Raw genomic sequence first — 25340 nt, 5'->3', positions numbered from 1 at the left:
GAGAGGGCGATGATCGATTCCGTGCTTTGGAAACGTGCACTGGCAGCCTGCGTGCTGGCGTGGGGTGCGGCGGCGCAGGCGGCCTTGCCGCAAGCAGCGCAGCAGGACGTGCAACGGCGGCTGGATTGCTACGGCGCCACCAACCCATCGGCCTGCGAAATCACGCTGGCCGACAGCGGCACCCCGTTCGGCCGCGTGTTCCGCGGCTCGGCGCTCATGATGGGCGTGGAGGTCGATGCCGCGACCCGTGCGCGCGCGATGGAAGACCTTCGCTCGGCGGCAGCGGAAGGCTATACGCCGGCCTATGAATCTCTCGCGGTCTTTCTCAGGCGCGGTGCCGGTCGAAGCGAGAGCCTGCAATGGCGCTGGCTGGCCGCTGAGCACGGCCACGCCGCTGCGGCGAAACATCTGGGCGGAAGCATCGACTTCGACGGGACAGACCGCCAATCGGCGGCCGACCGGATGTTCCTGTCGTGGGTCCACTGCCACCCGGCCTCCTTCGACAGCGATGGTCCCGTGATGAGCGAATTGAACACGGCGCGCAAGGCCTCGCCGGGCGCCGACCTGACGCAGGTGATCGCCCAGGTCCACGCGAAGCGGCTCAACGAAGCCAAGGCCAAGGCCGAGAACTTCCTGCACGGCTGCGTGCCGGGCGCCTACTACCTGGCCAGCCTCTCGCCCGACGACCAGGCCTGGGTGCGCAAGACGGTGCGTGCGCGCATGGTGCAGACGCTGAAGAACATCAAGGAGGCGGTGCGCAAGTTCCCCGACCTGGAGCTGCTCACGCTCCCCGAATACCAGGACCTGCTGCCGCCGCCCTGATCAGGGCGCGTTGGAAGGCGAGGCCGGCGCCGCCGGCGGCTGCGGCAGGTGCGGCGCCACCACCGATTGCCACAGCCGGTAGCCCTCGTCCGTCAGGTGCAGCCGGTCGCCGCGGAACAGTTCGGGGCGCGGGCGGCCGTCCGCACCGAGCATCGGCGTGTGGATGTCGATGTACTCGCTGTTGGGCAGCAGGTTCAGGTAGGCCGAGATCACGTGGTTGGTCTCGCGGATCTGCGGCATGAGCTGTTCGCGCGACGGGCTGGGCTTGACCGAGATGAAGCTGATGCGCGCGTCGGGCAGCTCGGCGCGCACCGCGTTGGCAAAGCGCGCGAAGCTGTCCAGCACCTGCAGCGGCGTGCGGCCCTCGGCCAGGTCGTTGTCGCCCGCATAGAGCACCACCTGCCGGGGCTTGTAGCGCACCACCAGGTCGCGCGCGAACAGGGCGCAGTCGGCCAGCGTCGAGCCGCCGAAGCCGCGGTTGACGATGCCGCCCGGCACGCGGGAAAAATCCTGCGACAGGCGCGTCCACATGCGCACCGTGGAGCTGCCCACGAACACCACGCCGCCGGGTTGCGGAAAGCGCTCCTGGTCGGCGCGCGCGAAGGCGGCCAGTTCGTTGTGCCAGCGGGCCTTGGCGGCGAGGTAGGCGGAGGCGGTGTCGGCGGCCGTGGCGCCGTCGGCTTCGTAGGGGAAGGCGGCGGCCGCGGTCTGGGCCTGGGCGGTGAAGGCGGCGGTTGCCAGCAGCAGGGCGGCGGTGGCCGCCAGCGCGGATTTCATCGAAGGCATCGGAAAGAGAACGGAAGCGGAGAAATTCAGGACAGGGTCAGAGCGTTTTTTCGATCAGCGGCCCATGGAACAGCACCGGCCCGGTCGGGCCGCCTGCGCTCGGCACGCCGCCCTTGGGCTCCAGGCTGATCGCCAGCGCCGGCACGCGCACATCGGATTCCGAGGCGGCCAGCCGCAGCGCCGGTGCATTGTCCAGCACGCCGAGCGAGCGCGGCGCGCCGCCGGGCGGCAGGGCCCACAGCTGCAGCGACTTGTCGGCGCCTTCGCGGAAGCTGCCCACGCGCTGCAGCACGAGCTGCTTCTTCTTCGGGTCGAAGGTCACGAGCATGGAGGCGGCGGCCTTGTCGTCGGACAGCACGGCCACGTACTGCACGGCGGGCGCGTTGATCAGCTGCTCGCGCAGGTTCAGGCCGACGCCCACGGCCAGCACGGCCACGAGCGCACCGGCCGCGGCGGCGCCGCGCCACAGCGCGAGGCTGCGCAGCCAGCCGCCGGTCGATGCAGAGGCAATGGGCGCGGCGTTGTCGCGCTGCCGCTCGAGAGCCTGCTGCGCCTGCTCGGCGTCGATCAGGTTGCGGATGCGGGTCCAGACGGCCGGGTCGGGCGTGACGGGCTGCTGCAGCTCGGTCATGCCGGCCAGCCGGCCCTGCCAGACCAGCGCGGCGGCGCGCACGGGCGCCTGCTCGCGCGCCAGGGTTTCGAAGCGGCGGCGGGCGCCGCCGCGCAGCGTGCCCAGCGCATGGCTGGCGGCCAGCAGTTCGAGCAGTTCGGGGTGGGCAAGGAGGTTCATGGGGCGGGTCTCGTGGTCAGGCGAAGCGGCCCATGCAGGTGCGCAGCTTCTCGAGCCCGCGCCGGATCCAGGTCTTCACGGTGCCCAGCGGCAGCTTGAGCTGTTCGGCCAGTTCGCCGTGGCTCATCTCGCGCAGGTAGGCCAGGCTGACCACCTCGCGCTGGCGGCCCTCGAGCTGGCTCAGGCACTGGTGCAGCGCCCAGGCCTGCTCGCTCGCATCGGCCATGTCGGCCGGGTTGGGCGTGTCGGATTCGAAGGTGTCGGCCATCAGCTCGTCGAACTCCTGCGTGAGCTGGGCGCGGTCGGCGGTGCGGCGGCGCAACAGGTCGAGCGAGCGGCTGCGCACGATGAGCCCCAGCCAGGCCAGCGGCGGGCTCAGCGAGGCGCGGTAGTCGCCGGCCACGCGCCAGATGGTGAGGAAGGACTCCTGCAGCACGTCTTCGGCCCACTCGCGCTGGCGCACCACCCGCATCGCCAGCCCCATGAGGCGGGGCGCGGTGCGGTCGTACAGCTGTCGCAGGGCGGCTTCGTCGCGATGGCCGATCCGGTCGATCAGCGCCATCAGTTCGGCGTCGGGGCTGGGTGCGGTCATCGGCGGATTGTGGGGCATCGGTGCGCATGTCCGAGGTACGGCCCGGCGGGGGCGGCGGATTCAGCGCGACTGGTCTGAATCCAACGGGCGTCGGGCTGCGTACACGGGGCAGGGGGGCGTCGACATGCAGAACTCCAGACGGCGGCTCTTTCTTTTTCACCACCGATCAGACACCAAGGAAACGACCATGCACATCCGCACCCTGACCGTCCTGGCTTCCACCATCGCAGCGGCGCTTGGCCTGGCCGCCTGTTCCGGCATGGGCGCCAAGCCCCTGCCGATGTTCTCGCAGGCCAGCCTGCCCGATGCCGTCAAGGTGCCCGCCGGCCACCGCGTGGCCATGGAAACCGTGGGCGCGGGCGACATCACCTACGAATGCCGTGCCAAGGCCAACACGCCGGGCGAGCACGAATGGGTCTTCGTCGGCCCCGACGCCAAACTGATGGACCGCGCCGGCAAGCAGGTCGGCAAGTACTACGGCCCGCCCGCCACCTGGGAGAACGCGGACGGCTCGAAGGTCACGGCCACGCAGGTGGCGGTGGCGCCGAACGGCACCGGCAACATTCCCCACCAATTGGTGAAGGCCAACCCCGCCACCGGCATGGGCGCCATGCAGGGCGTGAGTTACATCCAGCGCGTCGCCACGCAGGGCGGCGTGGCCCCCGCCGCCGCCTGTAGCGCCACGAACCTGGGCCAGAAACAGGTCGTGAAGTACCAGGCCGACTACATCTTCTACCGCGCCGGCTGACGCGTTAAGAGCCCTCATCCCGCCGCCGTTTGGAAACATTCGGCAACGTATACTGCGCCGCAAAAACGGAGCGGGACCGCGTGCGCGCGGGGGCGGGAATGAAGCAAATTGCGATCGTGATCGCGCTCTGCGTGGGCGCGTGGTTCTTCTTTGTCGGCGGCCGCAAGCTCGACGAGGCGATGGTGCGCGACTACTACCGGAAGGACGCCCACGCCGTGTACTCGCGCGACGCCGAGGCGATCTGCAAGCAACTCAGCCGCAAGGCGGTGATCGAGAGCAAGGTCACGGCCATGGGCCGCACCCTCGAGACCACCCAGAACCGCGACGAAGCCTGCGACACGGTGAAGGAAAACATCGAGCTGTTTCGCACCGTCGGCGACCGCATGGGCGGCATCCTCACCATCGAGTACGACTACCACATCGACAGCATCGAGGTGGCCACCGACCGCAAGAGCGCCACCGTCACGGGCACCAGCGTGCTGAAGATGGGCGAGTCGGTGCTGCAGTACAAGAGCAGTTTCACCCAGCGCCTGGAGCGCGAACTCGGCCAGATGCGCCTCGTGCATTCCAACGGCGTCACCGTGGTGCGCCTGGGCGGCGCGGGCGCCATGAGCCAGAGCGACTTCTTCCGCAAGTAGCCGCAGCAGCAACGCCACAGGCCCCGCCATGATCGACCGCGACTCCCTGCCGCCGCCCCCGCCGTTCTGGCACCGCCTGAACAGCTTCTTCGCCTTTCCGCTGCAGCTGCGGCCGCTGGCCTACGGCCTGGTGCTGTCGTTCTGCAGCCTGCTGTTCGAGGCCGTGTTCTTCCTGCCCGATGCGCTGGCCTTCGTCGTCATCGAGGTCGGCATCATCCTGGCGGCCAGCCGCTACGGCTTCAAGGTCATTGCGCTGGGCGCGCGCGGCATCCGCGACTCGGCCGACTTCGGGCGCGAATCGAGCGACGAGTGGACCTACCTGCCGTGGAAGCTCTTCGCCATCTCGCTGGTGCAGACGATGCTCATCGGCTGGCTCGCCTGGTACGAGCCGGTGCTGGGCACGGTGGGCCTCTTCATCATGTCCTTCACCTTCCCGGCGGCGGTGATCGTCCTGGTGCAGTCGGGCAGTTTCTTCCAGGCGATGAATCCGGGCTACGTGATGGACGCGATGCGCACCATCGGCTGGCCTTATGCGCTGCTGTGCTTCTTCCTGTTCCTGCTGAGCACGGGCGCGCAGGTGGCGATCTCGATGGTGCTGCCGGTGTTCGACGGGCGCATCGTGCTGCCGATCGTCAACTTCGCGTTCATCTACTTTGGCTGGGTGATGGCGAGCCTCCTGGGCTACGTGATGTACCAGCACCACGACGCCTTCGGCATCGACCTCGTGCCCGGCGCGGGTGCCGACATCGGCGCGCCGGCCGACCGTCGCACGCCCGCGCAGATCGCCGCGCAGCGCACCGACGCCGAGGTGGCGCAGTGCATCACCGACGGCGACCTGGCCGCCGCGCTGGGCATCGCCTACGAGGCGCAGCGCACCGCCGACGCCGACGACCTGGCAGCGCAGCGCCGCTACCATCGCGTGCTGGCGCTCATGCCCGAGAAGAAGGACACGCTGTTCGACCACGCGCGCCGCTTCATCCCGCTGCTGATGCGGCGCGACCTCACGTCGGACGCGCTCAAGGTCTTCAAGGCCTGCCGCGCGATCGACAAGACCTTCGTGCTCGACGACCCGGCCATGGTCATCGCCATGGCCCGCGCCGAATGGCGTGGCGGCGACGCGCACGGCACGCTGGCGCTGCTGTCGGGCTTCGACAAGCGCTTTCGCGGCCACGCGGCGATCCCGCAGGCCTACGAGCTGGCGGCCCGCGCGCTGGTGCAGGGGCTGGGCCGCACGGACATGGCGCAGCCGATCCTCACCACACTCGAGGCCCGCTACCCCGAGAGCGAGCAGACGCAGGAAGTGCGCTGGCTGCTGCGGCCGGCGGCCTGAGAGGGGGGCCGGCCCGCGGATCAAGGCAAAATTCCGCACGCCGCGCCGGCCGGACCTGCGGACCTGCCTCCCATGCCGCCCCTTTCGCCCGAACCGTCCCTTCCTGCTTCCTCTTCTGCCCCCACGCGTTCCCGCCGCCGCGCGCTGGTGGCCTGGGCGGGCGCCGTGGCGCTGGCGCTGCTGCTGATCGCCGTGGCCGGCCAGTGGGCCGCACGGCGCGAGGCGAACTTCCAGGCCGACTCGATCCGCCGCGCCATGGAAGTGCATGTGCTCGGCCTGCGCGACGCCGCCGGCAAGTACGGCTACCTGCCGTTCACCGCCGGCATGCACCCCGACGTGCTGGCCGTGCTGGCCCACCCGCAGGACCCCGCCGCGCGGCAGCGCGCCAACCACCACATCGAGGAGGTGAACCGCCTCGCGGGCTCCGACGCGCTGTACCTCACCGACCCGCAGGGCCTCACGCTGGCCGCGAGCAACTGGGCCACGCCGCAGAGCTTCGTGGGCGAGTCGTACGCCAACCGGCCGTACTTTCTCGATGCACGGGCCGGGCGGCGCGGCCTGTTCTACGGCGTGGGCCAGACCACGGGCGAGCCGGGGCTGTTCATGTCGGCGCCGGTGCGCGCCGAGGGCGGCGGCGAGGTGCTGGGCGTGGTCACCGTCAAGGTCAGCCTGCGCCAGCTGCACGACGCCTGGGCCTTCGTGCGCGATCCGATCTTGCTGACCGACGCGCGCGGCATCGTGTTCCTGAGCTCGGTGCCGGGCTGGATGTACCAGGCCACGCGGACGCTGAGCCCCGCCGACCTGGCCGGCATCAAGCACGACCAGCAGTACGGCACGCGCACCCGCTTCGCGCCGCTGCCCTGGCGCGTCGAACACATCGAGGGCGCGCCGGGCTACCTGGTGCGCACCACGGTCGGCGGCAAGGCGCGCCGTTTTCTCGCCGTGGACGAGCCCTTGCCCGACCTGGGCTGGACCCTGACGGTGATGGCCGACCACGCCGAAGTCACCCGCGCGCGCGAGCGCACCTGGATGCTCGGCCTGCTGGGCGCCGGCGTGCTGCTGCTGGGCGCGCTGTACTGGCGGCTGCGCGAGCGCCGCTTCGCCGAGCAGCGCGACGCGCGGCGCGACCTGGAGCTGCGCGTGCGCGAGCGCACCCACGAGCTGGACCAGGCCCACGCCTTCCGCAAGGCGATGGAAGACTCGCTGCTGGTCGGCATGCGCGCGCGCGACCTGCAGGGCCGCATCATCTACGTCAACCCGGCCTTCTGCGAGATGACCGGCTACGGCGCCGACGAGCTGCTGGGGCGGCTGCCGCCGTACCCCTACTGGCACCCCGACGACGTGACGCAGCACTGGTTCCACTACGAGGCCATGATGAGCGGGCAGCCCGCGCGCTCGGGCTTCGAGTCGCGCCTGCGGCACCGCGACGGGCACGAGGTCATCACCATGGTCTACACCGCGCGGCTCATCGATGCCGACGGCCGCCACAGCGGCTGGATGAGCTCGGTGGTCGACATCACCGAACAGAAGCGCGCCGAGCTGCGCCAGCGCCAGAACGACGAGCAACTGCAGCACGCGCAGCGCCTGGCCAGCCTGGGCGAAATGGCCTCCACGCTGGCCCACGAACTCAACCAGCCGCTGATGGCGCTGAGCAACTTCGCCAGCGCCGCCAAGGCCTTCGCCGCGCAGGGCAACCAGCCGCTCTTGGCCAGCAGTCTCGACGAGACCGTGGCGCAGGCCAAGCGCAGCGCCGAGATCGTGCGGCGCATCCGCGGCTTCGTGCGCCAGCGCACCGCCGGCACCGAAGACTGCGCCGTGGCCGCGCTGGTGACCAATGCGCTGGCGCTGCTGCAGGGCGAGATGCGCCAGCGGCAGGTGCGCGCCGAGGTGCGCATTCCGCCCGCACTGCCGCCGGTGCGCGGCGACCGCGTGCTGCTCGAGCAGGTGCTGTTGAACCTGCTGTCCAACAGCCTGCAGGCGATGCAGCAGGGCACGCCGCCCGAGCGGCGCGTGGTCGAGGTCGAGGCGGAACTGCGCGAAGGCCGCGTGCACATCCGCATCGCCGACCACGGCCCCGGCATCGACGCCGCGCTGGCCGAGCAGGTCTTCGCGCCGTTCTTCACCACCAAGGCCGGCGGGCTCGGGCTGGGCCTGAACATCTGCCGCACCATCGTGGAGGCCCACCGCGGCCGGCTGTCGTTTACCGATCGGCCTGGCGGCGGCACGGTCTTCACCCTCGAACTGGAGGCTTCCCCGTGAACGCACCCCTGCTTGCCAACCACCTGTGCGTCGTCGACGACGACGAGGCCGTGCGCCGCTCCCTGGGCCTGCTGCTGCTGTCGCGCGGCCATGCGGTGCAGGCCTTTGCCTCGGGCGAGGCTTTCCTGGCCGGCGCCGACCTGCAGCGCCCGGGCTGCGCCATCCTCGATTTGCGCATGGAGGGCATGAGCGGCCTGCAGGTGTTCGATGCGCTGCGCGCGCAGGACAGCCCGCTGGTCGTGATCTTCCTGTCCGGGCATGGCGACATCCCGATGGCGGTCGAGGCGGTGCAGAACGGCGCCTTCGGCTGGCTGGAAAAGCCCTGCAACGACGAGCGCCTGCTCGACAGCATCGCCAAGGCATTGCAGAAAGCCGAAGAGATCGCCGTGCGCCGCCAGGCCCGGCAGGCCGCGCAGGCGCTGTGGGCCAAGCTCACGCCGCGCGAGATGCAGGTCGCCCGGCTCGTGGCCGAAGGCCTGCCCAACAAGCGCATCGCGCAGGAACTCGCGCCGTTGGAGCTGCGCACGGTGGAAACGCACCGGGCGCACATGTTTGCGAAGCTGGGCTTTTCGAGCAGCCTGGAGCTGGATCGCTTCTTGCGCGAGCACGGGTTGTAGGTCTGTTCGGGGCGCGTGCCCAGGCCACCGGGTACTTCCCTCCGCGAATGTCCCCCGCCTTCGGCTCCTCCTTGATTTCGCTGCGGGAAGCACCCGGTGGCCTGGGCACGCTGGGCGCTGCCGTTGTGCTGGCCCGATCAACGACTGCACTGAACAAGCTCACGCCGATGGGGCGCCTTGCGCAGCGAAATCAAGGAGGAGGGCGAAGCCCGGGGGACATTCGCGGAGCAAGGTGCCCCGTCGGCGGGAGCGTCGCCCTGAAAGCGCCCGAACCTCCGGCTAGAACTTAGGGTTTACCCCTGCGTACCGGTACGCAGTCCCGCGGCGGGGGCCCTACGGACGACAGCGCGCCCCCGGCGGACCAGACTCCCCGGCACGGCTTTCCGCGGGCTTCGCGGGGGCTGCAGCCAGAGACAAGGACCCCCCGCATGACCGCCATTGCCAGCAGCAGCACGAGCGCCGGCGCTTCCATCCCGGACGCGACCCGCGACACCACTCCCTACACCTTCGAGGAAAAGCGCAAGCGCATCTTCGCCATCTTCGCCGCTTCGTCCGGCAACCTGGTGGAGTGGTTCGACTTCTACGTCTACGCCTTCTGCGCGATCTATTTCGCGCCCTCGTTCTTCCCCAAGTCGGACCCGACGGTCCAGCTGCTGAACACCGCCGGCGTGTTCGCCGCCGGCTTCCTGATGCGTCCGATCGGCGGCTGGCTGTTCGGCCGGCTGGCCGACCGCAAGGGCCGCAAGACGTCGATGGTGACCTCGGTCGTCATGATGTGCGTCGGCTCGCTGGTCATTGCCTGCCTGCCCACCTACGCGCAGATCGGCGCCTGGGCGCCCGCGCTGCTGCTGGCCGCGCGCCTGCTGCAGGGCCTGTCGGTAGGTGGCGAGTACGGCACCACCGCCACCTACATGAGCGAAGTGGCGATGCGCGGCCAGCGCGGCTTCTTCTCGTCGTTCCAGTACGTCACGCTGATCGGCGGCCAGCTGCTGGCCGTGGTGGCCGTGGTGGTGCTGCAGCAGCTGCTCACCGAGGCCGAACTCAAGGCCTGGGGCTGGCGCATTCCCTTCGTGCTGGGTGCCCTGGCCGCCGTCGTGGCGCTGATGCTGCGCCGTACGCTGACCGAGACCGCCAGCACCAAGACCCGCGCCGCCAAGGGCGCCGGCAGCGTCGCGGAACTGTTCAAGCACCACAAGCGCGCCTTCCTCGTGGTGCTGGGCTACACGGCCGGCGGCTCGCTGATCTTCTACACCTTCACCACCTACATGCAGAAGTACCTGGTGAACTCGGCCGGCATGTCGATCAAGACCGCCAGCAACGTGATGACGGCGTGCCTCTTCCTGTACATGTGCATGCAGCCGCTGTTCGGCGCGCTGTCGGACCGCATTGGCCGTCGCAGCAACATGCTGCTGTTCGGCGCCCTGGGCGCGCTGATGACGGTGCCCGTGCTGAGCAACCTGCAAAGCGTGAGCAGCCCGCTGATGGCCGGCGTGCTGATCACGCTGGCGCTGGCGGTGGTGAGCTTCTACACCTCGATCAGCGGCATCGTGAAGGCCGAGATGTTCCCGCCCGAAGTGCGCGCGCTGGGCGTGGGCCTGTCGTACGCGGTGGGCAACGCCATCTTCGGTGGCAGCGCCGAGTACGTGGCGCTGGGCCTGAAGTCGATCGGCCACGAGTCGTACTTCTACTGGTACGTGACGGCGATGATGGGCGTGGCCTTCCTGGTCAGCCTGCTGCTGCCGAAGCAGGCCACCTACCTGCACAACGACAAGTAAGCGCAGCGGCGCTTCATCAACGAACCCGGCCTCGCGCCGGGTTTTTTACGTGCGCTGCAACGCGCGCGTGACCATGTCGTTGGGCGCCAGCCGCAGCAGGTGCGGCAGCAGGCCCAGGGCGCGATCGCGTTCGCCCGCATGCAGCAGCCCGTTGGCGCACACCGAGAGCGTGTCGGCCAGTTCGGGATGGTCGGGCGCGGTCTTCAGCAGGATGCGGCAGAGCTTGTCGGCATCGCCGAACTGGCGGATGCGCGCGAAGCGGCGCGCCAGCCGGGCCATGTCGTCGGGCTTCAGGCGCACGCCGGGTCTGGCCTGGTCGAGGTAGGTCGTGAAGCTGGCGTGCTGCAGCGCCAGCGTGTCGGCGTCGGTGGCGGGCAGGCGGAAGATGCGGCGCGCGGCCTGGTGGAAGTCGTCGCTCGCGGGCTGCAGGCGCGCGGTGTGGAACCAGGCGCGCAGCGTGTCGGTGTCGCCGGGGCGCAGGGCGGCGGCGGCGCGCCATTCAACGCACGCGGGCTCGAACTTCATGGCCGCCGACAGCTTGCGCGCGGCGGCCACGTGCTGGTCGAAGCGGTGGTCGTCGGTCACCATTTCCGACTTCACGGTCTCGGGCGTCTTCACGCGGCCCAGCCACATCGCGCCGGCCATCAGCGCCGCGCCCGTCAGCAGGCCGCCCAGGTGGGCCATGTAGGCGATGCCCTGGCCGCCGATCCAGTGCTGCACCAGCTCGTTGGCGATCCAGGCCGGCAGCAAGAGCAGGGCGGGCGCCGTGACGTAATTGAAATAGAAGAACAGTTGGTAGAAAAAGCGGATGCGCCGCAACCGGTACATCACGGCATACATGCCCATCAGCGCCGAGATCGCACCCGAGGCGCCCAGCCCGTAGCCGCCCTTGCCCGCATAGGCCCAGCCGGCCAGCAATGCGGAGCCCACGCCGCCCAGCAGGTAGAAGCTCAGGTAGGTGCCGCGCCCCAGCGCCAGCTCGACCGAGAAGCCGAACAGAAAGAGGAACAGCATGTTGCCCAGCAGGTGGCCCGTGCTGCCGTGCAGGAAGGCGGCGGTGAGCCAGGTCCAGGGCTTGAATTCGGCGTCCTTGCCGTAGTCCTGCGACCAGCGCGCGGTGAACGGCGCGGGCAGCATCGCCTCGTACTGGCGGCGGTCGCGCTGCCATTCGTCGAAGCGCGGGTTCGCGGGCGTCACGACCTGGTCGGCGCGCAGTTTCTTCAGGAAGGGCTGGTCGTTCTGCAGGCCTTCGAGCAGCTGCGGGTAGGCCTCTTCATGCGCCAGCATGCGGCGCGCCAGCTTGCCGCGCTTGGGGTCGGTCTTTTCGAGCCACTCGACGAAGGGCGGCAGCTCCAGCTCGGGCAGCACGCTCTGCACGTAGAACTGCGCGGCGCGCTCGCGGCCGTTGTCTTCGCTGCGCTGCGGCCCCCAGAACACGAGCATGTTCAGGAGGATCAGCAGCACCGTCATCCACGGCGGGTTGCGCCAGCTCGGCTTGTTTTCGAGCGGGATGGCGTAGAACATGAAGCGCGGCCCTCGGTGGCGTGGCCGCGGGCTTCAACCCAGGCGCGCGCGGTGGCGGGCGACTTGGGCCTTCACCTGCACGGGCGCGGTGCCGCCCAGCACGTTGCGGGCGTTGAGCGAGCCGCGCAGGCTCAGCACGTCGTACACGTCTTTTTCGATGTTCGGGTTGAACTGCTGCAGCACGGCCAGCGGCAGCTCCGACAGGTCGACCTGGTGCGAGGTGGCGGCCTTCACGGCGTGGGCCACGGTTTCGTGCGCGTCGCGGAAGGGCAGGCCCTTCTTCACGAGGTAGTCGGCCAGGTCGGTGGCGGTGGCGTAGCCGCGCAGCGCGGCGGCCTCCATGGCCTGCGGCTTCACGGTGATGCCGCCGATCATCTCGGCAAAGATGCGCAGGGTGTCCTTGAGCGTGTCGACGGTGTCGAACAGCGGCTCCTTGTCTTCCTGGTTGTCCTTGTTGTAGGCCAGCGGCTGGCCCTTCATGAGCGTGATGAGCGCCATCAGGTGGCCGACCACGCGGCCGGTCTTGCCGCGCGCCAGCTCGGGCACGTCGGGGTTCTTCTTCTGCGGCATGATCGACGAGCCGGTGGTGAAGCGGTCGGCGATGTTGATGAAGCCGAAGTTCTGGCTCATCCAGATGATGAGTTCTTCGCTCAGGCGGCTCACGTGCACCATGCACAGGCTGGCGGCGGCGGTGAACTCGATCGCGAAGTCGCGGTCGCTCACGGCGTCCAGGCTGTTCTGGCAGACGCTGTCCATCTTCAGGGTGCGCGCCACGAGCTCGCGGTCCAGCGGGTAGCTGGTGCCGGCCAGGGCGGCGGCGCCCAGCGGCAGGCGGTTGACGCGCTTGCGCACCTCGCCCATGCGCTCGGCGTCGCGGCTGAACATTTCCACGTAGGCCAGCATGTGGTGGCCGAAGCTCACGGGCTGGGCCACCTGCAGGTGGGTGAAGCCGGGCAGGATCACCTCGACGTTCTTCTCGGCGATGTCGACCAGCGCCTTCTGCAGCTCGACCAGCAGGTCGCCGATGAGGTCGATTTCGCCGCGCAGCCACAGGCGCACGTCGGTGGCGACCTGGTCGTTGCGGCTGCGGCCGGTGTGCAGGCGCTTGCCGGCGTCGCCCACGAGCTGGGTCAGGCGGGCCTCGATGTTCAGGTGCACGTCCTCGAGGTCGAGCTTCCATTCGAAGCTGCCGGCCTCGATCTCGCCGCGGATCTGCGCCATGCCGCGCTCGATGGCGGCGTGGTCCTGCACGCTGATGATGCCCTGGGCCGCGAGCATGCCGGCGTGCGCCAGCGAGCCCTCGATGTCGGCCTGCCACAGGCGCTTGTCGAAGAAGACGCTGGAGGTGTAGCGCTTCACCAGGTCGCTCATCGGTTCGGAGAACAGGGCCGACCAGGCTTCGGATTTCTTGTCGAGTTGGTTTTGGGTCATGGGAGCCGTCCAGGAAGGCAATAATGGGTTGGTCACCCGATGGATCTGATGTCTGCGATGCGCAACCCGGCGATTTTATCGGCCAGCTCCCCCTCCACGTCCGCCGCGTCGCCGGAACGCGCCCGCGCGCCCGTGCGCGGCGGTCCGGCGCTGTTCGACGCCTGCCAGATCGGCGTGGTGCTGCGCACCGTGGTGTTCGTCGAGGCGGTGGTGGCGGTGGCCACGCTGTTCGTGGTCGGCACCTTCGGCGAATGGCTGGTGCAGGCGGCCACGGTCACCGGCGGCGCGCTGCCCGCCACGCTGCTGTGGCTGGTGGCGGCCTGCGGGCTCAAGAAGCAATTGCGGCGCCTGCCGCCCCCGGGCCAGTACGCCGCGGGCGCCGTGCTGGGCGCCGTGGCCTCTCTTTATGGCTGCGGCCTGCTGCGCCTGACGGGCGTGATCGCCAGCGCCCCCTGGCTGGCCAGCGCGCTGGCCGGCGCGCTGTTCGCCGGGTTGGTGATGGCGGCGATGGTGCTGCGCGCGCGCGGCCAGACGCCGGCCGCGACCACGGCCCGGCTCGAAGAGCTGCAGTCGCGCATCCGCCCGCACTTCCTGTTCAACACGCTCAACAGCGCCATCGCGCTGGTGCGCGAAGAGCCGGCCAAGGCCGAGACCATGCTCGAAGACCTGGCCGAGCTGTTCCGCCAGGCGCTCACCGTGCCGGGCGAATCGGGCACGCTGGCCGACGAGATCGCGCTGGCCGAGCGCTACCTGGCCATCGAGCAGGTGCGCTTCGGCGACCGCCTGCGCATCCGCTGGGACCTCGATGCCGCCGCCAGCGACGCGCGCCTGCCGCCGCTGCTGCTGCAGCCGCTGGTCGAGAACGCCATCAAGCATGGCGTGGAGCCCAGCCCCGACGGCGGCAAGCTGCGCATCCGCACCGAGCGGCGCGGCGGCATGGTCGTGATCGAGGTGGTCAACAGCCTGCCGCCGCTGCGCTGGGCCGACGAGCCGCTGCCGCGCGGCCACGGCATCGCCCTGGACAACGTGCGCGAGCGGCTGCGCCTGCTGCACGACATGCAGATGCAGTTCAGCGCCGGCATGGACCAGAAGAACTACCGCGTACGCATTGCCATCCCCGCCGAATCATGAGCCTCAAGACCCTGATCGTTGACGACGAAGCCCTGGCCCGCTCGCGCCTGCGCACGCTGCTGCGCGACTGCACTTCGCCCGCCGCCGAGGTGACGGCCGAGGCCGCGCAGGGCGAAGAGGCGCTGGCCCACCTGGCCGCGATGGACCTGGACCTGGTGCTGCTCGACGTGCACATGCCCGGTGTCGACGGCATCGAGGTGGCGCGCGCGCTGCGCAGCCGGCCCGACGCGCCGGCCGTGGTGTTCGTGACGGCGCATGCCAGCCACGCGGTCACGGCCTTCGAGCTGGAGGCGGTCGACTACCTCACCAAGCCCGTGCGCGCCGAGCGGCTGCAGCAGGCGCTGCAGAAGGTCGAGCGCTTCCTGAAGGAGCGCCGCGCCGCCCAGCCGGCCCCCGAGGCCACGCCCGAGTGCGTGCTGATCCAGGACCGGGGCCGCGCCGAGCGCGTGCCGCTGTCCGAGGTGCTCTACCTCAAGTCCGAATACAAGTACCTCACGGTGCGCACCGCCACGCGCAGCCACATCCTCGATGGCTCGCTGAACGATTTCGAGGAGCGCTACCCGAACCGCTTCCTGCGCGTGCACCGCAATGCGCTGGTGGCGCGCGCGGCCATCCGCGCGCTCGAGCGCTACGACGACGGCGAGGACGCCGAAGGCTGGGCGCTGCGGCTCGACTCGGTGCCCGAGCCCGTGGCGGTGTCGCGCCGCCAGCTGGCCGCGGTGCGCGAGATGCTGAAGGAATCGCGATGACCGACGACACCCCGGCCGGCCCGAAGCCGGCGCCTGAACGGCCGGTGGCCGCCGAAGAGCCGCCGCCTGCACCCGCTCCGGCGCCGCCGCCGGTCGAACCCGTCGAGCCCGCTGCGCCGGTCGAGCCGAGCGCGACCGCCGAAGAGGCGACCTCCGCCCTGCGCAGGCGCTTCGTGCTGCACATGCCGGTCGACGTGCGCAGCGCCTCGCTGGTGGTGCTGGCCGTGCTCGCCAGCGTCTTCGCGTTGCGCTGGGGCCAGGCCGTGTTCGTGCCGCTGATGCTGAGCCTGCTGCTGAACTACGCGCTGTCGCCGTTGGTCGAGCGCCTGCACCGCTGGTACGTGCCACGCTGGATCGGCGCCGCGGCGATCCTGCTGGGCCTGTTCGGCGGGCTCGGGTGGACCGGCTACTCGCTCTCGGGCAGCGCCTCGCAGCTGCTCGACTCGCTGCCGGTCGCCGCGCAAAAACTCGGCCAGGCCATGCGCCGCGACAAGAACGCCAGCGCCACGCCGCTGGACAGCGTGCAGCAGGCCGCCGCGCAGCTGGAGAAAGCGGCCGAGGAAAACTCCGCGCGCGTCGCCTCGCGCAAGGGCGTGGCGCGCGTCGTGATCGAACGGCCGGGCTTCAACGTGCGCGACTACCTGCTCAGCGGCACCGTCGGCCTGCTCAACGCCTTGGGGCAGCTCACGCTGGTGGCCTTCCTCACCTACTTCGCGCTGTGCTCGGGCGACACCTTCCGGCGCAAGCTCATCAAGATCACCGGGCCCAGCCTGCAGAAGAAGAAGGTCACGGTGCACGTGCTGGACGACATCACGCGCAACATCGAGCGCTACCTGCTGGTGCAGATTTTGGTGAGCGGGCTGGTGGGGCTGACCACCGGCCTGGCGTTCTGGCTGCTCGGCGTGGAGAACGCGGCCGTGTGGGGAATCATCGCGGCCGTGACCAACCTCATTCCCTACATCGGCTCGGTGATCGTGCTGGTGGCGGCGGGGCTCATGGCCTTCCTGCAGTTCAGCAGCATCGAGATGGCGCTGCTGGTGGGCGGCGTGTCGCTGGCCATTCACACGGTGGTGGGCAACCTGCTGATGCCCTGGCTCACCAGCCGCACCAGCCGCATGAACCCGGTGGCGGTGTTCGTGGGCGTGATCTTCTGGGGCTGGCTGTGGGGCATCTGGGGGCTGCTGCTGGGCATCCCGATCACCATGGTCATCAAGTCGATCTGCGACCGGGTGGAAGACCTGCAGCCGATCGGCGAACTGCTCGGCGAATGAACCGGCCCTTCAGACCCTTCAGGAGGGTGCATCGTCCGATGCTGTAAATTATTGCGAATCAATTCGCAATAATTAAATGCCCGACGTACCATCCGCTTCCTTGCCACCCGGGGCCGGCGCCCCGGCCCGGCTGCTCTCCATCGACGCGCTGCGCGGCCTCGTGATCCTGTTCATGCTGCTGGACCACGTGCGCGAGACCTTCTACCTGCACCACCAGGTGCCCGACCCGATGCTCGTGGCGCAGACGCCGCCGGCGCTGTTCTTCGGCCGCCTGCTGGCGCACCTGTGCGCGCCGGTGTTCGTGTTCCTGACCGGGCTGTCGGCTTTTCTCTACGGCGCGAAGCAGGCGGACGGCCGCGCGGCGGCGTCCTCGTTCCTGTGGAAACGGGGCCTGTTCCTCGTGCTGCTGGAGGTCACGGTCGTCAACTTTGCCTGGACCTTCCAGTTCCCGCCGGCCACCGTGTTCCTGCAGGTGATCTGGGTGATCGGGCTGTCGATGCTGGCGTTGTCGGCGCTGGTGTGGCTGCCGCGCCGGGCGCTGGTCGTGGGGGGCGTGGTGCTGGTGGCGGGGCACAACCTGCTCGACGGCGTGCACTTTCCCGTCGGTCATGTGCTGCACGTGCCTTGGGCGGTGCTGCACGACCGGGGCTGGATCGAGCTGTCCGACGCCTTGAGGCTGCGCACGTCGTACCCGCTGCTGCCGTGGATCGGCGTGATCGCGCTGGGCTATGTCGCCGGGCCGTGGTTCCTGCCCGGCGCCGATGCGCCGCAGCGCCAGCGGCGGCTGCTCGCGTGGGCCGTGGGCCTGCTCATTGGCTTCGTGGCGCTGCGCGCACTCAATGCCTACGGCGACAAGCCCTGGGCAGCAGGCGACAGCGCGCTGACGACCGTGATGGCCTTCCTCAACGTCACGAAGTACCCGCCGTCCTTGCTGTTCATCGCGCTGACGCTCGGCGTGGGGCTGTGGCTGCTGCGCCTGTTCGAGCGCCGGCAGGGCGCGGCCTGGCTCGCACCGCTGGCCGTGTTCGGCGCGGCGCCCATGTTCTTCTATGTGCTGCACCTGTACGTGCTCAAGTTCCTCTACCTGGGGGCCGAGGCGGTCTGGGGCCCCAACCAGGGCCGCTTGTTCGGCTTCGACGCCGTCTGGATGGTGTGGCTGGTCACCGGGGTGCTGGCCTTCGCGCTGTATCCGGCGGTGCGCGCCTTCGCCGCTTTGAAGGCGCGGCGCCGCGACATCGCGTGGCTCAAGTACCTGTGAGCGGCTGGCGATGAGGCGGTTCTGCGGCGCGGCCCTCGCCATGCTGGGCACGTCCGCCCTGGCGGCCGAAGGCGGTGGCTTCGTCGAGGACACGCGCTGGCACGTGCTCCAGCGCAGCGTGTACGAGCACCGTAGCTACCTGCACGGCGATCGCAGCAACGGCGGGCGCAACGCCACGCTGCCGAAGGCGCGGCGCAGCGACTACGCGCAGGAGTGGGGCTACGGCGTCATGGGCACCCTCGCGTCCGGCTTCACGCCGGGCTGGATCGGCTTCGGCGTGGACGCGCATGCCTCGCTCGCGCGCAGCCTCGACGGCGACGATCTGCGCGTCGGCAAGATCCGCATGCTGCCGGTGGACGGCGCGGGCTACGCGCAGGACGGCATCGCGCGCGGCGGCGTGGCGCTGAAGGCGCGCATCTCCGCCACCGTGCTGACGGTCGGCGAGCAACGCGTCAAGACGCCGGTCTTCAGCGCGTCCGATTCCCGCCTGCTGCCCGAGACCATGCGCGGCTGGCTGCTGACGAGCCGCGAGTTCGACACGCTCACGCTGCAGGCCGGCCGCTTCACCGGGTCGACCGACCGCCATGCGCGCGGCACGAACCACCCGTTGATCGTCAATTACCTCGACCCGAAGTCACCGCGCGGCGACGTGTTCGACTTTGCCGGCGGCACCTGGAAGGGCAGCGCTTCGCTGTCGCTCACGGCCTATGTCGCACGCCTGCAGGACACCTGGCGCACGGGCTACCTGGGCGCCCACTACACGGTGCCGCTCCCGGAGAAGCGTGCGCTGTCCTTCGACCTGCAGGTGTACCGCAGCAAGGACACGGGCCGCGCGCTGGCCGGCCCGGTGGACAACACCACCGCGAGCCTCATGACCAGCTACACCCACGGCCCCCACCGCGTGGGCCTGGGCTGGCAGAAGGTCGCGGGCGACACGCCGTTCGACTACGTGACGCGCGGCGCCGTCTGGCTCGGCAATGCAGCGCAGCTGTCCGACTTCAATGCGCCGCATGAGCGGTCGTGGCAGCTGCGGTACGAAGTGGATGCCGCGCGTTGGGGTGCGCCCGGGTTGAGCCTGGGCGCGGCCTACATCCGCGGCAGTGGCATCGACGGCAGCCGCGTGCCGCCGCGCGGAGGCTACGCATGGCTGGGCTACGGGCAGGGCGGCCGGCATTGGGAGCGCGACCTCTGGCTGCGCTACACGGTCCAGCAAGGCAGCGCCAAGGGCCTGGCCTTCCTGCTGCGCTACGGCGAGCACCGCAACAACAAGGCGCAGGCCGAACTCAACACGCGCCAGATCCGCGTCGCGCTGGAGTACCCGATCGGCAACGACTGAGCGGGTGGCGCTGTCAGGGGGCCGTGACGGGCAGCTTCTTCACGAAGGTCGCGGCGGGGTCGAGCGGCTGGCCGTCGCGCGTGCGCAGGTCGATCGGCGCTACCGGCTCACCGTTCTCGCGCTCCAGCAGCACCGAATGCGGCTCGCCCGGCGCGAACAGGTTCGCCTCGCCCCAGTGCCGCAGGCCGACCACCACGGGAAACAGGCCGCGGCCCTTGGCCGTCAGCGCGTACTCCTGGTAGAGCGAGCCGTCCGAGGCCGGCACGAGGTCGAACACGCCTTCCTGCACCAGCCACTTCAGCCGGTCGGCCAGGATGTTCTTGGCCACGCCCAGGCTCTGCTGGAACTCGCCGAAGCGCCGCATGCCGTCGAAGGCGTCGCGCACGATCAGCAGCGACCACTGGTCGCCGACGATCTCGAGGGCGCGCGCCATCGGGCAGGCGTCGAACCTCAGACTTTTTCTCCTGGCCATCGTGTGTTTGTCCTGTGCGTCCCTGGGATGGCGGGATTAGACCGTAGCGCTTGATTAGTTGCAAATTAAAACCAATGCGACTAGCATCCACATGGTTTTAATTTGAAACCTGAAATGGCCATGACCGTCCCAGTAAACATTCCCTCCGGCGGCGACGCCGTGCCCGGCCTGCGCGCCAGCCCCGTGCGCGTGGCCGTCGTGCAGTTCGACCCGCAGGTCGGCGTCGAGAACCTCGCGCGCAACGCCGCTGCCGTGCGCCAACAGCTCGAGGCTGCGGTGGCCGGCGGCGCGCAGCTCATCGTGTTGCCCGAACTGGCGACCACCGGCTACTGCTTCAACGGCCGCGCCGAAGCCTTCGCCCATGCCGAGCCCGTGCCGCACGGCCCGACGGTGCAGGGCTGGGTCGCGTTCGCGGCAAAGCACGGCGTGTACCTCGTCGGCTGCCTGGCCGAGCAGGACGGCATGCAGCTGTTCGACACGGCCGTGCTCGTCGGCCCCGAGGGCTACATCGGCCGCTACCGCAAGACCCACCTGTGGAACAACGAGAAGCTGTGGTTCACGCCCGGCAACGAGGGCTACCCGGTGTTCGAGACGAAGATCGGCCGCATCGGCCTGCTCGTGTGCTGGGACATCTGGTTTCCCGAGGCGCCGCGCATCGTGGCGCAGCAGGGCGCCGACATCATTTGCGTGCCCACGGGCTGGGTCTGGACGCCGCCTCCGCTGTACGACGCCAGCGGCGTGTGCATGGCGGCCTACCTGACGATGACGGCCGCGCACGCCAACAACGTCTTCATCGCCACTGCCGACCGCGTGGGCCAGGAGCGCGGCACGGGCTTCATGGGCAACTCGCTGATCGCGGGCACCAACGGCTGGCCGATGGGGCGCATCGCCGGGCCCGAGGAAGAAACCATCCTTTATGCCGATGTCGACCTGGGCGCCGCGCGCTCCGCGCCGATCTGGACGCCGCTCAACGACCTGCACCGCGACCGGCGAACCGATCTGTACGACGCGATGCTGGGCTATCGCGGGGCGGCACCGCTGCCGCGCTGAGGCGCCCGAAGCGCACGATCATCCACGGCCCGAGCAGCGCCCCGAGCCCGACCGAGCTCCACGCCGCGACCCACGCGTAGGTGCTGCCGAAGCCGAACCGCGCCTGCCCCCAGTCGAGCGCCAGCCCGAACACCCACGGGCTGAGCGCGCCCGCGCCGAAGCCCATCACCGAGCGCACCGAGAACGCCACGCCGAGCCGGTGCGGCGCCACCACGTCGGCCAGCGCGGTCGAGTAGACCGAGGAATCGGCGATGGCGAGCAGGTTGTAGAGCGCCGCCATCGCGGCCAGCGCCCACAGCGGCCAGGTCCACATCCAGCCGAAGCTGAACGACAGGCTCAGGCTCGCGAGGGTGGCGATCATCATCACGCGCGCGCGGCCCAGCCGGTCGGAGGCGGCGCCGCCCACCACGCTGCCGAACACGCTCACGAGGTGCGCGAACGCCGCCAGCGCGATCCCCGCGGCCGGCCACGCGGTCGCGCCACCGCGCGACGAGGCCATGAGGTAGGCGGGCAGCCAGGCCCACAGCGCCATGAGTTCCCAGCAGTGGAAGGCGTAGGCCCAGTTGCCGGCCATCGCGGGCCGGTCGCGCACGGTCGCGTTCAGCGCCTGCAGCACGCCTTCGCGCGGGGCACCGGCAACCCGTGGCGCAGGCGGTGCCATGCGCCGCAGCGCGAGCTGGGCCAGCAGCACGCCCATCACCGTGCAGCCCGCCGCCACCAGCAGCCCGGTGCGCCAGTGCGCCACCACGCTGAAGCCCGCCACCACCGCGAGCGACAACGCATAGCCCATCGACGCCGCGCCGAGGAAGAGCCCCATCGCGCGCCCGCGCACCGCCGGCCCGGCGTTGAGCGACAGCAGCTGCAGTCCCGGCGTGTAGGAAGCGCCCGCGCACAGGCCCGCCAGGCCGTACAGCAGCAGCGCCGAGCGGTGGTCGTGCGCGAAGAGGGCGAAGGCCAGCGATGCGGCTGCGCCGATCACGCCACCGATCGCGAAGATGCGGTGCGGGCCGAAGCGGTCGGCCAGCAGGCCTACGGCGAACAGCGAGCTCATGTAGCCCACGTGCCAGGCGCTCTGGATGGAACCGGCCTGCGCGGCCGTCATCTGCCAGTCGTCGCGCATGAACGGCAGCACGCCCGAGTAGGCCGTGACGATCATGCCCTGCAGCAGGCGGCTGGCGCACAGCAGCGCGAGCCATCCGCGCTGCGGCGCCGCCGGGGTGGGGTCAGCGCAGTGCACGCTGCATCAGCACGGTGTCGACCCACCGGCCGAACTTGAAACCGACGTGGCGCAGCACGCCGACCGTCTCGAAGCCCAGGCGCGCATGCAGCCGCTGCGAGCCCGCGTTGCCGCTGTGGCCGATGCACGCGACCATCTGCGTGAAGCCGGCTTCGGTGCAGCGGTGGATCACCGCCTGCAGCAGCGCCGTGCCGATGCCGTGGCCGTGCATCTCGGGCGCGACGTAGATCGAGTCTTCCACCGTGTGCCGGTAGGCCGAGCGCGCGCGGTAGGGGCCGGCGTAGGCGTAGCCGGCCACTTCGCCATCTTTCAGGGCCACGAGGTAGGGCAGGCCGCGTTCCTGCACGTCGATGCGGCGTGCCTGCATCTGCGCGACGCTGGGCACTTCTTCTTCGAACGAGCACAGGTCGTGCAGCACGTAGTGGCTGTAGATGGCCTGCACGCGGGCCATGTGGTGGGGCTCGGCATCGGCGATGTCGAGCGCGGTGAAAGCAAGGGTGGGGGAGGACATGGCTCGATCTTGACGAGGCAAGATCGATAAGTGAAGCTTGGCCTGCCTATGCAGCGCATAAGGAATACTTTGGAAAAGAACCTCAACCTCGACCAGCTCGCCACCTTCGCCCTGGTGATCGACACCGGCAGCTTCTCCGCCGCGGCCGACCGGCTCGGCCTGTCGCAGCCGGCCGTGAGCCTGCAGGTACGCCAGCTCGAGCGCCGGCTCGCCGTGCGGCTCATCGAGCGCGTCGGCAAGCGCGCGCGGGCCACGCCGGCCGGTGCGGAGCTGCTGCGCCACGTGCCGCAGATCGAGGCCGCGGTCGAGAACGCCGTCGACGCGGTGGCCGACCACGCGCGCGGCGTCACGGGCCGCGTGCGGCTGGGCACCGGCGCCACGGCCTGCCTGTACTTCCTGCCCTCTGTGCTGCGCCAGCTGCGCGAGGCCTTCCCGGCGCTGAGCGTGGTGGTGAGCACCGGCAACACCGACGAGCACGTGCGCAAGGTGGAAGACAACAGCATCGACCTCGCGCTGGTCACGCTGCCCGCGGCCGGGCGTTCGCTGAGCGTGATGCCGGTGTGCGACGACGAGTTCGTCGCCATCGGCCGCGCCGACCTCGCGCCGCTCAAGGCCCGCGTCACGCCGGCCGACCTCGCGACGTTGCCGCTGGTGCTGTTCGAGCCCGCGGCCAACACGCGCAAGCTGGTCGATCGCTGGTTCGCGGCCGAAGGCCTGCAACCGCAGCCCGTGATGGAGCTGGGCAGCGTCGAGGCGATGAAGGAGATGGTGGCCGCGGGGCTGGGTTACGGCCTGGTGCCCGGCATGTCGATGGCGGGGCGCGGGGCCCACCCGGCGCTGAAGGCCAGCCGGCTGGCCCCGCGCATGCACCGCACGCTGGCGGTGGTGATCCGTCGCGACAAGCCGCTCAACAAGGCGCTGCGCACGGTGCTCGAGGCGATCGTGGCGGCCGGCAGGAAGCCCGGCCGCCGTTGAAGGTACTTACTCCGGAATCGCCGCCAGCGGCGCCGCGCCGCCGCGTGCGCGGCCCAGCGTGCCGACGATGAGCGCGGCGATCAGCACCAGCACGCCGCTGAGCACCATCGTGGGCGAGATGCCGCGGCTGTCGACCATCAGGCCGCCGATCAGCGCGCCCGAGGCGATCGCCACCTGGAAGCCCGTCACCAGCAGGGCCTGGCCGGCTTCCTGCGCGTCGGGCACGGCTTCCATCATCCAGCCGGTGAGCGCCACCGGGATCAGGCCGAAGGCCACGCCCCAGATCACCACCACCACCGCGCCGGCCACCATGCCGGTGCCGATCAGCGTCGACAGCAGCAGCGCCGTGGCGAGCATCAGCGCCGCCAGCAGGGTGGTGCCGCGCACGCTGCGCGCCACCAGGCTGCCGCCCAGGAAGGTGCCGATGAAGCCCACCGCGCCGTAGACCAGCAGCAGCGTCGAGACCGCGTTGGCCTGCAGGCCGAACACCTGCTGCAGCAGCGGCTTCAGGTAGGTGTAGGCCGCGAAGTGGCCGGCAATGAAGAACAGCACCGCGAGCAGGCCGACCTGCGCCATGCGGCGCGTGAGCGGCGTGAGCAGGTCGCGCGCGCCGATGGCGCGTTGCGGCGGAATCGCGGGCAGCAGCCACAGCTGCACCAGCAGCACGGCAGCGGCCAGCGCGCCGGTCACGGCGAACGAGGCGCGCCAGCCGAACATCGTGCCCAGCCACGAGCCCGCGGGCACGCCGAGCACCGTGGCGGCCGACACGCCGGCCAGCACCAGCGACATGGCGCGCGCCTTCGAGGCGTCGGGCACCAGCTGCGTGGCAGCGGCGGGCGCGAAGGTCCAGAAGCCGCCCACGGCCAGGCCGAGCATCAGGCGTGCGACCAGCATGGTCGTGAAGTTGGGCGCGAACGCGGCCAGCAGGTTCGAGGCGATCAAGAGCAGCGTGAGCGCGATCAGCACCGTGCGCCGGTCGAGCCGGCCCGACGCGACGATCAGCGCCGGCCCGGCAAAGGCGGCGAGCACGCCGGGCATGGTGATCATCAGCCCGGCCGTGCCGTCGGACACGTTCAGGCCGCGCGCGATGTCGGTGAGCAGGCCGATGGGCATGAACTCGGTCGACACCATCGCGAAGGTGCCGACGGCGATGGAGCCGACCGCGAGCCAGGCGGAGCGGGTGGGGGCGGCCACGGCGTCGCGCGCGGGCGCCGCCAGGTCGTCGATGCAGGGGGTGCTGCCGGAAGAATTCATCATGGAGATGCAGTCCTTGAACGCATCGGCGATGAAGACGCCAATGCCGGTGAGGGGGCATTGGAGTGTGCGAGCCGGTGGCCTTGCGACCAAGGGGCGGTGGAGCAGTAGACAGTTTCCCTGCGGCGAACAATCGACCCCTTTGGTGTCTGAAACCATCCGGGGATGCGGCGATGGCGTCTTTCGCCATCACCGTCTTTTTGAGTTGCCGAGATTAAGTGTGGGCGTGGCGCAACTGCAGCGCCTGTCCGTCGGCCACGAACGATTCGTCGACCAGCACGCGGAAGGCCGTGCCCTGCACGAACTTCGGCTGCGCGACGGCCGGCGAGAGAAACTCGATGTCGAGCGCGACCGGTGTGCCGCGCGCGAGTGATGTGCCCTGCGGCACGCGCCAGCGCGCCGAGAAGCCTTCGGTGTCGAGCACCAGCGCGCCCCGGTATTCGCCGGGGCCCAGCGGCACGTCCTGCGCCGGCACGGAGGGACGGCGGAAGGTGAGTTCCACGGCCAGGTGCGGCGTGAACTCGGGCAGCGCGTCGAAGCCCGCGGGCGGCGCCTGCTTCGGCGTGCGGCGCGGCAGCTTGCCGATGAGCCACCCGATCACGTTGCCGATGATCGGCACCCACAGCACCATCAACAGCGTGGCGATGTCGCGCGTGGTGGTGCCGGGCGCCGCGTAGTGCCGCACGATGCCGCCGCCCACGGCCACGCACAGGAGGATCAGGACGATGACGCGTCGGCGGAACTGGATTTTGGTCATGAATGCGCGGGGTGAAAGCGGGTCCGG

At 70.2% G+C, this 25340-nt stretch carries 24 protein-coding genes; 14 read left to right on the top strand and 10 right to left on the bottom strand.

Annotated features, from left to right (window positions below; translation table 11 throughout):
* The first annotated feature begins 9 nt into the window (after positions 1-9).
* A complete protein-coding gene (locus tag AC1RAA_RS15825; protein ID WP_492731980.1) occupies positions 10-822 on the top strand; it encodes a hypothetical protein in 813 nt (270 codons plus the stop codon).
* Here the strand turns inward: AC1RAA_RS15825 and AC1RAA_RS15820 are convergent, their stop codons facing one another.
* Genes AC1RAA_RS15820 through AC1RAA_RS15810 form a run of 3 tightly spaced genes read right to left on the bottom strand, consistent with a single transcriptional unit; the run spans position 823 to position 2990 of the window.
* Positions 823-1599, bottom strand: a complete 777-nt coding sequence (locus AC1RAA_RS15820) for an SGNH/GDSL hydrolase family protein (protein ID WP_492731982.1) — start codon at positions 1597-1599, stop codon at positions 823-825.
* A gap of 46 nt (positions 1600-1645) precedes the next feature.
* Positions 1646-2398 (bottom strand): anti-sigma factor, encoded by a 753-nt coding sequence (locus AC1RAA_RS15815; RefSeq protein WP_070062210.1) that lies wholly within the window; start codon positions 2396-2398, stop codon positions 1646-1648.
* Between the two features lie 16 nt (positions 2399-2414).
* Positions 2415-2990: an RNA polymerase sigma factor gene (locus AC1RAA_RS15810; RefSeq protein WP_235944176.1), complete on the bottom strand. Its 576-nt coding sequence runs from the start codon at positions 2988-2990 to the stop codon at positions 2415-2417.
* A 187-nt stretch (positions 2991-3177) separates the two neighbouring features.
* Between AC1RAA_RS15810 and AC1RAA_RS15805 the strand changes: the two genes are divergently transcribed.
* The 6 genes from AC1RAA_RS15805 (at position 3178) to AC1RAA_RS15780 (ending at position 10357) form a co-directional block, all read left to right on the top strand.
* Entirely contained in the window at positions 3178-3738 is a 561-nt protein-coding gene (locus AC1RAA_RS15805; protein WP_492731985.1) for a DUF3455 domain-containing protein, read from the top strand.
* A 98-nt stretch (positions 3739-3836) separates the two neighbouring features.
* Positions 3837-4376, top strand: coding sequence for a hypothetical protein (locus tag AC1RAA_RS15800; protein ID WP_070062213.1), 540 nt, complete (start codon positions 3837-3839; stop codon positions 4374-4376).
* 28 nt (positions 4377-4404) lie between these two features.
* Positions 4405-5706, top strand: coding sequence for a hypothetical protein (locus tag AC1RAA_RS15795; protein WP_492731987.1), 1302 nt, complete (start codon positions 4405-4407; stop codon positions 5704-5706).
* A 72-nt stretch (positions 5707-5778) separates the two neighbouring features.
* Positions 5779-7965: an ATP-binding protein gene (locus AC1RAA_RS15790; RefSeq protein ID WP_492731989.1), complete on the top strand. Its 2187-nt coding sequence runs from the start codon at positions 5779-5781 to the stop codon at positions 7963-7965.
* Positions 7962-8582, top strand: a complete 621-nt coding sequence (locus AC1RAA_RS15785) for a response regulator transcription factor (RefSeq protein WP_056572153.1) — start codon at positions 7962-7964, stop codon at positions 8580-8582. Before AC1RAA_RS15790 ends, AC1RAA_RS15785 begins: the two co-directional genes overlap by 4 nt.
* Positions 8583-9010: 428 nt before the next feature.
* Positions 9011-10357 carry an MFS family transporter gene (locus AC1RAA_RS15780; protein WP_159275605.1) on the top strand — a complete coding sequence of 449 codons (1347 nt, stop codon included), beginning with the start codon at positions 9011-9013 and terminating at the stop codon, positions 10355-10357.
* 45 nt (positions 10358-10402) lie between these two features.
* Here the strand turns inward: AC1RAA_RS15780 and AC1RAA_RS15775 are convergent, their stop codons facing one another.
* On the bottom strand, positions 10403-11881 hold the full coding sequence (locus AC1RAA_RS15775; RefSeq protein WP_159275606.1) for a rhomboid family intramembrane serine protease: 1479 nt from the start codon (positions 11879-11881) through the stop codon (positions 10403-10405).
* A 33-nt stretch (positions 11882-11914) separates the two neighbouring features.
* Positions 11915-13312 carry an argininosuccinate lyase gene (argH, locus tag AC1RAA_RS15770; protein WP_095746486.1) on the bottom strand — a complete coding sequence of 466 codons (1398 nt, stop codon included), beginning with the start codon at positions 13310-13312 and terminating at the stop codon, positions 11915-11917.
* A gap of 57 nt (positions 13313-13369) precedes the next feature.
* On the opposite strand from argH, the gene AC1RAA_RS15765 reads away from it, so the two are divergent.
* The 5 genes from AC1RAA_RS15765 (at position 13370) to AC1RAA_RS15745 (ending at position 19057) form a co-directional block, all read left to right on the top strand.
* Positions 13370-14443, top strand: coding sequence for a sensor histidine kinase (locus AC1RAA_RS15765; protein ID WP_492732069.1), 1074 nt, complete (start codon positions 13370-13372; stop codon positions 14441-14443).
* On the top strand, positions 14440-15192 hold the full coding sequence (locus tag AC1RAA_RS15760) for a LytR/AlgR family response regulator transcription factor (RefSeq protein ID WP_492731992.1): 753 nt from the start codon (positions 14440-14442) through the stop codon (positions 15190-15192). The genes AC1RAA_RS15765 and AC1RAA_RS15760 overlap by 4 nt, the downstream gene beginning before the upstream one ends.
* Positions 15189-16463 (top strand): AI-2E family transporter, encoded by a 1275-nt coding sequence (locus AC1RAA_RS15755; RefSeq protein ID WP_492731994.1) that lies wholly within the window; start codon positions 15189-15191, stop codon positions 16461-16463. Before AC1RAA_RS15760 ends, AC1RAA_RS15755 begins: the two co-directional genes overlap by 4 nt.
* Before the next feature lie 76 nt (positions 16464-16539).
* A complete protein-coding gene (locus AC1RAA_RS15750) occupies positions 16540-17721 on the top strand; it encodes an acetyltransferase domain-containing protein (RefSeq protein ID WP_492731996.1) in 1182 nt (393 codons plus the stop codon).
* 40 nt (positions 17722-17761) lie between these two features.
* Positions 17762-19057 (top strand): OprD family outer membrane porin, encoded by a 1296-nt coding sequence (locus tag AC1RAA_RS15745; RefSeq protein ID WP_492731998.1) that lies wholly within the window; start codon positions 17762-17764, stop codon positions 19055-19057.
* Between the two features lie 13 nt (positions 19058-19070).
* Here the strand turns inward: AC1RAA_RS15745 and AC1RAA_RS15740 are convergent, their stop codons facing one another.
* Positions 19071-19529, bottom strand: a complete 459-nt coding sequence (locus AC1RAA_RS15740; RefSeq protein WP_095746483.1) for a winged helix-turn-helix transcriptional regulator — start codon at positions 19527-19529, stop codon at positions 19071-19073.
* A gap of 120 nt (positions 19530-19649) precedes the next feature.
* Between AC1RAA_RS15740 and AC1RAA_RS15735 the strand changes: the two genes are divergently transcribed.
* Positions 19650-20579: a nitrilase family protein gene (locus AC1RAA_RS15735; RefSeq protein WP_492732000.1), complete on the top strand. Its 930-nt coding sequence runs from the start codon at positions 19650-19652 to the stop codon at positions 20577-20579.
* Here the strand turns inward: AC1RAA_RS15735 and AC1RAA_RS15730 are convergent.
* Complete coding sequence (locus tag AC1RAA_RS15730; protein ID WP_492732002.1) at positions 20497-21816, bottom strand: MFS transporter; 1320 nt, start codon at positions 21814-21816, stop codon at positions 20497-20499. The genes AC1RAA_RS15735 and AC1RAA_RS15730 overlap by 83 nt on opposite strands.
* Positions 21803-22327 (bottom strand): GNAT family N-acetyltransferase, encoded by a 525-nt coding sequence (locus tag AC1RAA_RS15725; RefSeq protein WP_492732004.1) that lies wholly within the window; start codon positions 22325-22327, stop codon positions 21803-21805. Before AC1RAA_RS15725 ends, AC1RAA_RS15730 begins: the two co-directional genes overlap by 14 nt.
* Positions 22328-22375: 48 nt before the next feature.
* Here AC1RAA_RS15725 and AC1RAA_RS15720 point away from each other — a divergent pair, with 48 nt between their 5' ends.
* Positions 22376-23302, top strand: a complete 927-nt coding sequence (locus tag AC1RAA_RS15720; protein WP_492732006.1) for a LysR family transcriptional regulator — start codon at positions 22376-22378, stop codon at positions 23300-23302.
* A 6-nt stretch (positions 23303-23308) separates the two neighbouring features.
* On the opposite strand, the gene AC1RAA_RS15715 is transcribed toward AC1RAA_RS15720, so the two are convergent.
* Both AC1RAA_RS15715 and AC1RAA_RS15710 read right to left on the bottom strand, forming a co-directional pair.
* Positions 23309-24559, bottom strand: coding sequence for an MFS transporter (locus AC1RAA_RS15715; RefSeq protein ID WP_095949588.1), 1251 nt, complete (start codon positions 24557-24559; stop codon positions 23309-23311).
* A 211-nt stretch (positions 24560-24770) separates the two neighbouring features.
* Positions 24771-25313, bottom strand: coding sequence for a hypothetical protein (locus tag AC1RAA_RS15710; protein ID WP_492732008.1), 543 nt, complete (start codon positions 25311-25313; stop codon positions 24771-24773).
* Between the last annotated feature and the right edge of the window lie 27 nt (positions 25314-25340).

It is taken from the genome of Variovorax sp. GW823-FHT04F07 (assembly GCF_058795995.1).
The sequence above is the reverse complement of the archived record's forward strand: the minus strand, read 5'-3'. Positions and strand labels throughout refer to the sequence as shown.